The following is a 10480-nucleotide window of genomic DNA, read 5'->3' as shown; positions in this document are numbered from 1 at the left end:
TTACCCGAGGTATCGGTGATGTTGCTGGTATTCAGTGTCAGCACATAGGTACCGGCCACGGTGGTCACCGTGGACAGGTCCACCGTATAGCTGGCCCCGCTACCGCCCACGCTGAGGCTGCTGATATCCACACTCTGGCCATCACGCGTAAGCGTGAAATCGCTGATATCGACGTTCTGTACCTGTTCGCTAAAGCGAATGCTGGCAGTACCGGCATGCGTCGCAGACGGGTCGGCCAGGTCGATGATGGTGGCAATCGGCGCCTGTGTATCGGTGGTGCCGGTGGTGAAATTCAGCGAGGTCATGTCGGCAATGCCGGCATAGGCCTGGCTGCTGCTGTCACGCAGGGCGGTACTGGCGATTTGCACCGCATACTGGTTGGCCGCACGCAGGTTGGCAGTGGGGTTGATGGTGAGCGTGCTGCCATTGATCGATAGCTGACCGCCATGGTTGGCCGCATCGATGGTGACAGAGTTGGCACCGCTACCCGTGATGTCGTACAGCACGATATTGCCCGTGCCCAGCGTAATGGCTTCGCTGAAGGTCAGCACGATATGGCTGCTCACCGCCACGCCGGTGCTGTTATCCAGCGGGCTGGCAGACACCAGCGTAGGCAGCGGGTCTGTCACCGTGATACTGAAGGCCTTCTCGTAGCTCAGACTGCCGCCATCGCTCACCCGCAAGCGCACACTGTAGCTGCCTGCTGCCAAGGCACTACCACTGGCCACCTTCAGTGAGCTGCCATCCACGACAAAAGCAGCATTATTGGTATCGCCGGTACCGCTAACCAAGGCATAGGTCAGCGTATTGTTCGGCGCCGTGTTATCCGGGTCGGTACCACTGATGGTAGCCAGCGTTGCCCCTGCCGTGGCCTGGGTATTGGTAAACGCGGTCGCCGTCAGCGCGATATCGGTAGGCGCCTCGTTCAGGTTGTTCAGGTTGATGGTGAGGGTGGCCGTGCTGTCTGCCGTGGTATCGGCATCTTCGTCGTCCACCGCCACGGTCAGCGTGACCTGGCTGGCGGCTTCGTAGTTCAGCACTGCACCGTTTTTCACGGTGATGGCGCCGGTACTGCTGTTGATGTCGAACAGGCTGCTGCCGGTGCCGCCGGTAATGCTGTACACCAGACCATTGGTGTCGCCGCTGGCGGTCACCGTGGTGACTGCCGTGCCGCTGCTGGCATTTTCATCCACACTGGCCGTGGCGTTGCTGATGACCGGGTTGACGTCGCTAACGGTGACGGTAAAGGTATCGGTGGCCGTGCCGCCATTGCCGTCCGACACCGTCAGGGTGATGGTGGCGCTACCGGTCTGGTTGGCCGCAGGCGTGATGGTGACGGTACGGTTGGCACCGCTGCCGCTGATGACGATATTGCCGTTGGGGATCAGCGTGGTGTTGCTGGAGCTACCGGTCAGCGTCAGCGAGCTGGCCGCGGTTTCGGTATCGCCAATGGTCACCGCCAGTGCCGAGGTGGCGCCGCCTTCGCTGATGGTCTGGTTGCTCACATCGGAGATGGTGGGGTTGGTGTTGGTGCTCAGCACGTTGGCGACAACAATATTGTCCACCTCCATGAATGCACCACCGCTAGGTGCGGTAATCGTAAACCACGTAATGCCCTGGAACAGCGACGTACTGGGTAAGGTAATCAGGTCGGTATCGATAGATGATGGGGTACCACCTGCGACGCCCGCATGAGAGCCGCCTTTGCTGGTGGTAATAACAAAGTTCTCATTCACCGAGCCATTCTGGTTGCTCAGGTAAAAAGACAGCAGATCAAATACCTTGCCCGGCTCGACGGTGAAGGTGACCGAGCCCGCCTTGCCCTCATTAACAACATAAATAGACTCGCTACCAATACGCCCGTTCACATCACCATATGCGGAACCATAACGGACATGCCCCGCCGCATTATTATTACCGGCATCGGTAGCGGTAACGGTAAACACACCTGCAGCGGTGGTATAGGTCAGGCTGGTGGCATTATCGGCCGACAAGGTGCCGTCCGCCGCCTCAAAAGTCAGCGTGGCCGAGGTATTGGCATTGGCCACGGTTACCGCATTACCGGTGGTATCGGCGGGTGCATTGGCCGTAACGCTCCAGCCGCTAGCGCCAGCCAGATTGTAGGTGGTACCGCTATAGGCCGAAGAGCCCGCCTTGTTCAGCAAAGCCTCCACCGCAGCCTGGTTGGCCGTATTCAGTGTGAGCGAGAACGAGGTACTGCTGCTGGCCGTCACCGCCCCCTGCTCTTGCAAGGTGTAGCTTGCGCCGCCCTGACCGGTGAGCGTGAGCTTGGTCTCATCGATACTGTCACCTGCGGTAAGGTTGGCCGCAGTGACGGTCAATACATTGGTGCTGGCATCGTACGTCGCCGAGGTAATGGTGGCCGTGGGTGTCGCCGTGGTGACCGTTACTTTGGTCACACTGGTTTGGTCGTTATTCGCGGCATCTTTTGCGACAAAGTAAACATCGTAAGCGGTGCTGGCCGTCAGGCTCGTTACTGAACTGAAATTGGTATCGAAACTGCCGTTGCTGACTGTGCTATTACCGCTCGCAAAAACCATACCACCGCCCGACGCGGTCCCAGCTTTCACCTCTGCAACGTTGGGTGCTGTCGCGCCATTTGGTACAACCACGTAATACACTGTACCAGCTTCATTCAACGAGGCAAAAGGCGTAAAGCCACTCGTGGTCACTGAGCCAGCGACAGGCGTGATATCGAATATTGGTGCAACCATATCGGCGGGGGAAGTAATTGTAAAATTACCAATAGCCGTCATATCATATGGGGTAGTATTATCACCAACCCAATTAGCTGCATTACCTATAGCCGCCAACAGCTCAGCCCTTGTTCCAGTTTTTATACCATTGTATTTCATGTTATCAAAACCGAAACTACCACCAGACGATGATCCCGAAGTAATATTTGAAGACAAAGCGACTGCGCTTGTGCCGCTGACAAGACCAGAAGGCAATAAGCTAGCTTGCTGAATGCTGACGCTCGAACTCCAAGAGCCATTACCAGCAGCATACACTGTGCCATGCTGACCATTGTTAAATGCATAAACAAATGTCGCTCCATTCGTAGAGCCAGATGTACCCTGATATACCAGAATCTGATCACCCGTAGAAGAGAACGTAAAACTAGAGCCACCTATAGCACCAGTCTCTCCTGTGTAATTATCTATATTACTGCCAGTAACAGTAATCAATGTTCCAGCCAGTATTTCACTTGGCACAGTCCAAGTCAGATGCCCCTCATTGGTAGCATTATCATAAAAACTACCGGACTCCGTATAACCTGCATCAGTAAAATGAATGACAGTACCTGCCGCAATATTCACAAGAGGAACAAAAGCCCATCTTTGATTAGGGAAAGAATCATCCGTATTAATACCGACGACGGCGATATCACCAGCAGCAAGAACTGTTGGTGCTAATGTTTTTGCATAACCATCAATATTGAGTTCTGCCACTGTTTCATTGATTTTCATCTCCAGCACCCAATCCCCGCCCAGCCAGCTGGCGCCGGTCAGGTCGGTGGAGGCCGCCACGTCGGCCTGGGTAGCCGCGGCAAACGCATTGATAAACTCGGTACCAGTCGTGCCCTTGGCCACATCGCAGCCGTACAGCAGGAAGTCGCCGCTGGCAGACAAGGCACTACCCCACGCGGCCAGCGTCGTTTGCTGGGCGGCAAGGTTGGCCGCAGACAGCGTTTCGGCACCCAGATAGAGCGCGCCCTCGCTACCGTGCGACAACAGGTGCACCGCAGCCAGGTTGTGGTACTGCGCCAGAATCTGGGTAATTTGCGCAGTGGCGCTGCTCGTGCCATCCAGCAGCCATACCTCGGTACCGGCAGCCAGGTTGCTTAGCTGCTCGGCCAGACCCGGCAGGCGGCTATCGATGATGATCACCTGCGTCACGGGCGCGCTGCTGCTGACCAGCTTCTGCACGCCATCACGGTTGACGCCCAGCAAGGCATCCAGCGCTGCCTGATCGATCGCGCCTTCGTTCAGCAACAGATTACCCACGGTGTAAACCTGGCCGGCGCTGAACGCCGTGCTGCCGGTCTGGCTGACACGGTCACTTACCGTGCCGCTAAAGTTCAGCCCCACGGTCTGGCCCGAGCTGCCGTTGACCCCGCCGACGGTGACGTGAAAGGTCTTGCCATCGCTGCTGCTGACACTGCTGATGCCAGTGTTGGCCGCCGTGCCGGTCACGGTAAAGTCTGCCGCGCTGACGCCGCTGACTACCTCGCTGAATACCACAGTGAATACGGCCGTCGTACTGGTGCCGGCCACAATCTGATTCACACCGGCACGGTTGATGGCGCTGACCGTGGGCGCCGCATTATCGATGGTGTACGCCTCGCCCAACGTCGGCGTTGTTGCCGTCAGCGCATTGCCGTTGGCATCGGTAATGTTCTGGCCACCGGCAAAGGTCAGGCCCAGCGTGCCATTGCCGCTGATGCCCGATACCGTCACCCGGTAATGGCCGTTGCTGCCGCTGATGGCGCTGAGCGTGCCGGCTACCGTACCGCTGGTAACAAGGCTGAAATCGCTCAGGTCTACCCCGCTGGTGGCCTCGCTGAAGCTGACATCAAAGCTGACGCTATCGGCGGTTGTGAGGCTGTCTGCGGTGCGGGTAATGCTGGTAACGAGTGGTGCCACACTATCAATGACAAAGCTTTCCGCCACGCCGGTCCCCGGCGTGCTGCTGGCCAGGGCATTGCCCACGGCGTCGCTCATGCTGTAGCCGTTCGCCAGGCCCAGACCCAGTACACCGTTACCGGCCACGTTGCTCACCGTCACCGTCAGCACCGGCGTACCACTGCCGCTGATACTGCTGATGGTGCCGCTGGCGGTACCACCCAGCTGCAGCGCAAAGTCGGCCACGTCCGCATTGCTGACCGGCTCGCTGAATAAAACCAGGAACTGCACGCTGCCACCCTGGCTGCTTTCCCCGCCGACGCGGTTGATCGACAGCAGTGTCGGAGCATCACGGTCTACAACATACAGCTCATCATCCGCAGGCTCGGCCGTTGCCAACGCATTGCCGGCAATATCGGTGATGTTTTGCGTGTTTTTCAGGCTGATACCCAGGGTACCGGTGCCACTGACGCTACTCACGGTGATGGTCAGCGTATCGGTACCGCTGCCGCTGACACCGCTGATGGTGCCGCTGGCGGTGCCGGTACTAGTCAGCTGGAAGTCATTGCTATCGGCTGCGGTCACCGCCTCGTTGAAACGCACGGTGTAGACCAGGCTGGCCGCATTGCTGGCCTCGCCAGCCGGCGTCTGGCGCTGGATGGACTGGATCAGCGGTGCGGCGCTGTCGCTGACGCCGGTGGTGAAGTTGAGTGTGGTGTTGTCGGCAATACCGGCAAAGGCATTATTGGCCACGTCCTTGATTGCAGTGCCATCAACCCGGATTGCATACTGCGTTGCTTCGGCTAGATTGGCCGACGGGTTGAGCGTTAAGGTACTACCGGCAATCGATGCGGTACCGCCTGCACTCCCTACCCCTGTGGCAATGTTGAACGTTTCAACTGTTGCGCCTGTGGTGACGTTGTAGAGGGTAATGCTGCCGGTGCCGGCAACAACGGTTTCATTGAACGTCACACTGATATTGGCGGAAGGTGCAATACCCGACGCGTTGTCTGCTGGCGTGCTGCTGGCGAGGCTCGGGCCGACATTATCGGCCACGGTGATGGTGAAAACTTCTTCATACACCAGATTGCCTGTGCCATTGTCGGTGGCGCGCAAACGAATGCTGTAGCTACCTGCTGCCAGTGCGTCAGCGCCTACTTTCAGCGTGGTACCGTCAATGACGAATTTGCTGTTGTCGGTGGCGTTGGCACCGCTCACCAGGGTAAAGGTGAGGGCGTCGTTTTCAGGGTCTGCGCCAGACACGGTCGCAATGGTGGCAGCCGGGGTCGCCGCCGACTGGTTAATGGCCGTGGCTGAAAGAGCGATATCGGTAGGCGCGTCGTTGACTGCGGTTACCGCCACTGCCACCTGCACGGCTGCAGACGACTCTGCGCCCGCATTGTCTTTTGCCACCACGGTGAAGGCATTGAGGTTGCCGTTGGCATTGCTGGCGGGCACCCAGTACGCCTGACGCGAGCCGTCAATCGTATCGTTGCTGCCGGCAGCCCAGGCGGTGGCCGTGCCGGCACTAGTGCCAATGCGCAAGGTACCGGTGGAGACCGCCCGCACCACAAAAGCGTCTACCGTACCGTCACTGTCTGCTTCGTTGCCGGCCGCCACCAGATTGGCAAAGGTAATGGTCTGTTCGCTGTCCTCGTTGCCACCTGTTACCGTGCCCACGGTTGTCAGCGTCGGGGCGACATTGGGCGCAGCCGTGGTAAAACTGGCCGTGGCCACGCTGCTTGGGTTACCGGCGGCATCTACGGTCACAAAGTACGCGTGGTATTGCGTTGCAGCTGTCAGCCCGGTGAGATTGAAACTCTTCGACGTAGCCGCCGCCACCGCATCGCTGCCGGATTTGGTCGCGACCGCACCGGTATTACTCTGCCCGGCCATGACTTGCGCCACGCTGGGGGGGGTTGCGCTGGTCGTTACCACGTAATACATGGTGCCTGCTTCGTCGCTGGTGGAAGCAATGGTGGCCGTAGTTTGCGCAAGGTTGGAACTGGCAGAGCCCGACTCTACCGGCGCCGTGGTATCCACCTTGTAGCTGGCATTGTCTGCCACCGCTGCAAATGTCAAGGTGGCATCGTTGCCTGCTGCATCTTTCAGGGTGCCACCATTCAGCGTTAAGGCGTTGGCCGCAATGCTGACACCGTTCAGGTCGGTCTGACCCGACTGGATGGTGTAGGTAAAAGTCAACGCGCTGCTACCTGAACCGCTGGCATAGTTGGCCTGCACGGTGGTACCGCCAATATTCAGGGCAAGTTGCGGCGTGCCGGTAACCGTGGTGGCTTCGCTCATGGTGACCGTAGCAGTCAGCACATCACCGGCATTGAGGGTATTGTTGGCCGCACCGGTGGCCGCAGTGAGGGTAACGGACGACACGGTGGGTGCCGTAGTGTCGCTGAGTTTGATATCAGAGATTTCGATATCCTGGAACTCGCCATAACTTGCAGCCCAGATGCGCACTTCCGTCACATCATTCACGGCATGCGTGGCGGGAATAACCAGGTTGTAATAGCCAGACTGGCCATTGGATGACAGTACGTAGGTATCTTCGTAAGTATTACCACCAGACGTGAAGCGTACTTTGACAGCATTGGTACCTTGCGAAAAATCCGGTGCAAACTTGAAACTTGCCAGATCAAACGTATAACCCGCCTGGGCCGTGATGATCAGCTCTTGCTCAGAGCCGGTCCCGGAGTAGGCATACAAGCCGCCAGGAAAACCAGCAGTCGCATTTGGCGCATAGTAATCAAGAAACGAAGCGGCAGAGAACGTAATATTTGCCGTTTGCCCGGCAGTCACCGATTTGACCAATGCGTTATTGGAAATAGCCGAACTATCTGCAGCGGTGAAATTGACATCACTGGCATTCGTCACCGTAATGGCCACGGCCTTGTCGGTATAACCATTGTTATCCGAGGCACGAACGGTCACATTGTAAACATTATTAGCCCCCACATCGGTGGGCTGTTCGAAATCCGGCGCCCCCTTGAATGTCAGCACCCCCGTGCTGGCATTGATATTGAACTTGGCGGCATCGGTACCGCTGAGCGAGAAGGTGACGGTACCAGTAGCGCTACTCAGTTCGGCATCGTAAACGGTACCGGCTGCATTTTCGGCAAAATTGACCGCGCCAGCGGAGGAAAACACTGGCGGGTTGCCTGCGGTGGTGACATCCACCTTGACCGGGCTGGCCATCAGGTTGGGCGTGCCCTCGTCGTCCTGCGCCACCACGTAGATATCGTAAGCGGTACCCGCGCTCAGACCGCTGACATTGAAGCTGCCAGTAAACGGGCTACTGGCCACCGCGCTGTTACCCGAGGTAACGGCACTACCACCACTGCCATTCTGCCCGGCCTTCACCTGCGCCGCCGTAGGGGCTGGCGAGCCGTCGGGCACGACCACGTAATACAGCGTGCCGGCCTCGTCGATGCTGGCGGACAGCGTCAGCGTACTGGTGCTGACATTGCTTGCCGCCGGTGCCACATCGAATACCGGCGGGGTGGTGTCGCTGGCAGAGGCGGTGGTGGCAAATGCACCGCTCAGATCAAGCGTGTACGCCACAACACTAGCCACACCGGCAGTGGATGTTGTGGCATTCACTACCCCAGGACCTGGGTCAACGTCCGTGGTATTGCGGATAGTGGCAATTACCCGGAACTGGGTACCGCTGAGTGGCTTGACATCAATGATATCGTCGGCCCCGCTACTGCCTAAGCGGTACGCCCATGCAACCTGACCATCATTAGTGATTTTTGCAATAAATGCATCGGTGGAGCCGGCCGAGGTAAGCGAATATGAGCCCAGCGTAATGGTGTTATTGAATGTACCGGTAACAATGATAGAGCCATCTGTCGCCTGAAACAGCCGCTTGGCCGTATCCGCAGCGGTACCTCCCGCGGTAATCGACCAGATCAGGCTACCTATCTGACTGATTTTGGTGAGGAAGAAATCTGTCAAACCAACATTGCTTGGCACAGTACTTCCTGCCGAAGGGTCCAGATCCGTCCCGGTCAGGTACACACCGGACAGCAATAAATTACCGTCGGCTAGCACTTCCACATTGGTATAGCGTTCGTTAGCAGAGCCCGAGATTTTTCTGACGTAGTTTGTCGTCCCATCCGCATTCAACGCCCATAACAATCCATCGTACTCAGTACTCGACCAATTAGTTGTGTAATTCACGCCATCAATTGTAAGCGAAAGGCCATTATAACCAGCAATATAAACTTTACCCGCGCTATCTACAGTCACATCACTAAAAGCATTAACATCATTACCAGCAAAGGCAGTTCTGGTCCAAAGCACACTACCTGCCGCATTCATTTTGGCAATGAAATGGTGCGTACCGGAACCACCAGAACCCAATGCAACACCACCAAAACTGGCATTATCACGATAGGTGCCAAGGTAGTAGACATTATTACTGCCATCAATCGCTATGCGCCCGCCATCGCCGGACACTCCGGTTTGTCTGGACCACTGAAAGTCACCAGAAGCATTCAGTTTGACCAGCATTCCTGCGCCATTAAAAGACGTGGTTGTCACATTGGACACACCGGCGCCCGGGTCAGCATCAAATGTGTCATTACCAACATTTGAACTACCTCCGTTACCAGCACCCATGACCCTCATTGATAAATAAACATTACCCGCGCCATCTATGGCCAATGCCCGGGCATTATCACCATAAGAAGAGTTTGCCTTCAGTGAATTCCACTGCTTAACCCACACCAAGTTATTGTTGTAATCATATTTTGCCAACCACACCCCTGTGCTCTCACCGAAAGTCAGACTTTGACCACCAAAATCAAAAGTCTGAGCCCTCAAATTGCCGGCGAGATAAGTGTTATTATTGGCATCAGTAGCAGCCGCCGCTGCCGAGGTATAAATATTGAGAAAATCAGTACCCATGACATCGTGCCAATTTTCGGCATTGATTTTCAGGCTGCTTTCAATCTCACCAACCCGGCTTTCCAGTACCCAGTCTGCTGCCAAAGCAGCAGCGCCAGTCTTGTTATCCGACGCTGCAATATCGGCACGGGTCAGCGCTGCCAGCCGGGTCAGGAACTGCGCACCAGCCTCGCCATCGGCGATATTGCAGCCGTAGAGCAGAATGTCGCCGTTCGCGGTGAGGGTGTTACCCAACTGCCCCAGCGCATCGCTTCGCGCATCCAGTGCATTCAGGTCGAGCTTTGTGGTACCCAGTGCCAGCACACCACTACTACCGTGGCTCAGGATGTGGATGGCATCGTAATCGCGGTTGCTGGCCGCCCATGCGGCCAACTGGGCCAAGCCGTCCTGGCTGCCGTCGATCAGGCGCACTTCAATGCCGGCCCCGATACCCGCAATCAATGTCTGATAATCGGCCACACGGCTATCGACAAACACCACTTCCTTGCGCCCGCCACTGGCAGACGGGTCGCCCGTGCGCACCAGTACCGGCTCGGCAACACGCTCGCTATCGCGTGGCTGGGCAACCGACTGCGCGATTTTGTCCAGCACACTGCTGAGGCCACTGTCGGCCTGCACGTCATGGTTTACTGCCTCGCCAGCGGCATCGATGGCGGTGCTGACTGCTGCTGCATCAAACATGAACCGCTGCTCCAGCGCACGCGGGCGTACCAGTGAGCGCGGTGGCACCGCCTGAGGCGCGGCAGCGCCTGCCGAGGTAACGAGTGCCTCCTCTATCGCCTGGCCACGCTGGGTGGAAGCAGGTTTGCCTTTGGCACGCACTTTTTCGGCAACGGCCACAAAGGTACGGCTGGCTTCATTCCAGATAGAGCGGTAAATGCGGTTCATGTCTTTCTCCTCGGGCCGATGGC

The 10480-nt window shown here is 57.3% G+C and carries 1 protein-coding gene; it reads right to left on the bottom strand.

Going from position 1 to position 10480, the window contains the following annotated elements; genetic code table 11:
• The coding region (locus FLQ03_RS19030; protein WP_147674754.1) for a DUF4347 domain-containing protein at window positions 1–10457 on the bottom strand (10457 nt) is incomplete at its 3' end.
• Window positions 10458–10480: the final 23 nt, after the last annotated feature.

Origin of the sequence: Vogesella urethralis, from assembly GCF_007644045.2 — a bacterium.
Lineage (GTDB): Bacteria > Pseudomonadota > Gammaproteobacteria > Burkholderiales > Chromobacteriaceae > Vogesella > Vogesella urethralis.
This window is presented reverse-complemented; position numbering and strand designations above follow the sequence as displayed.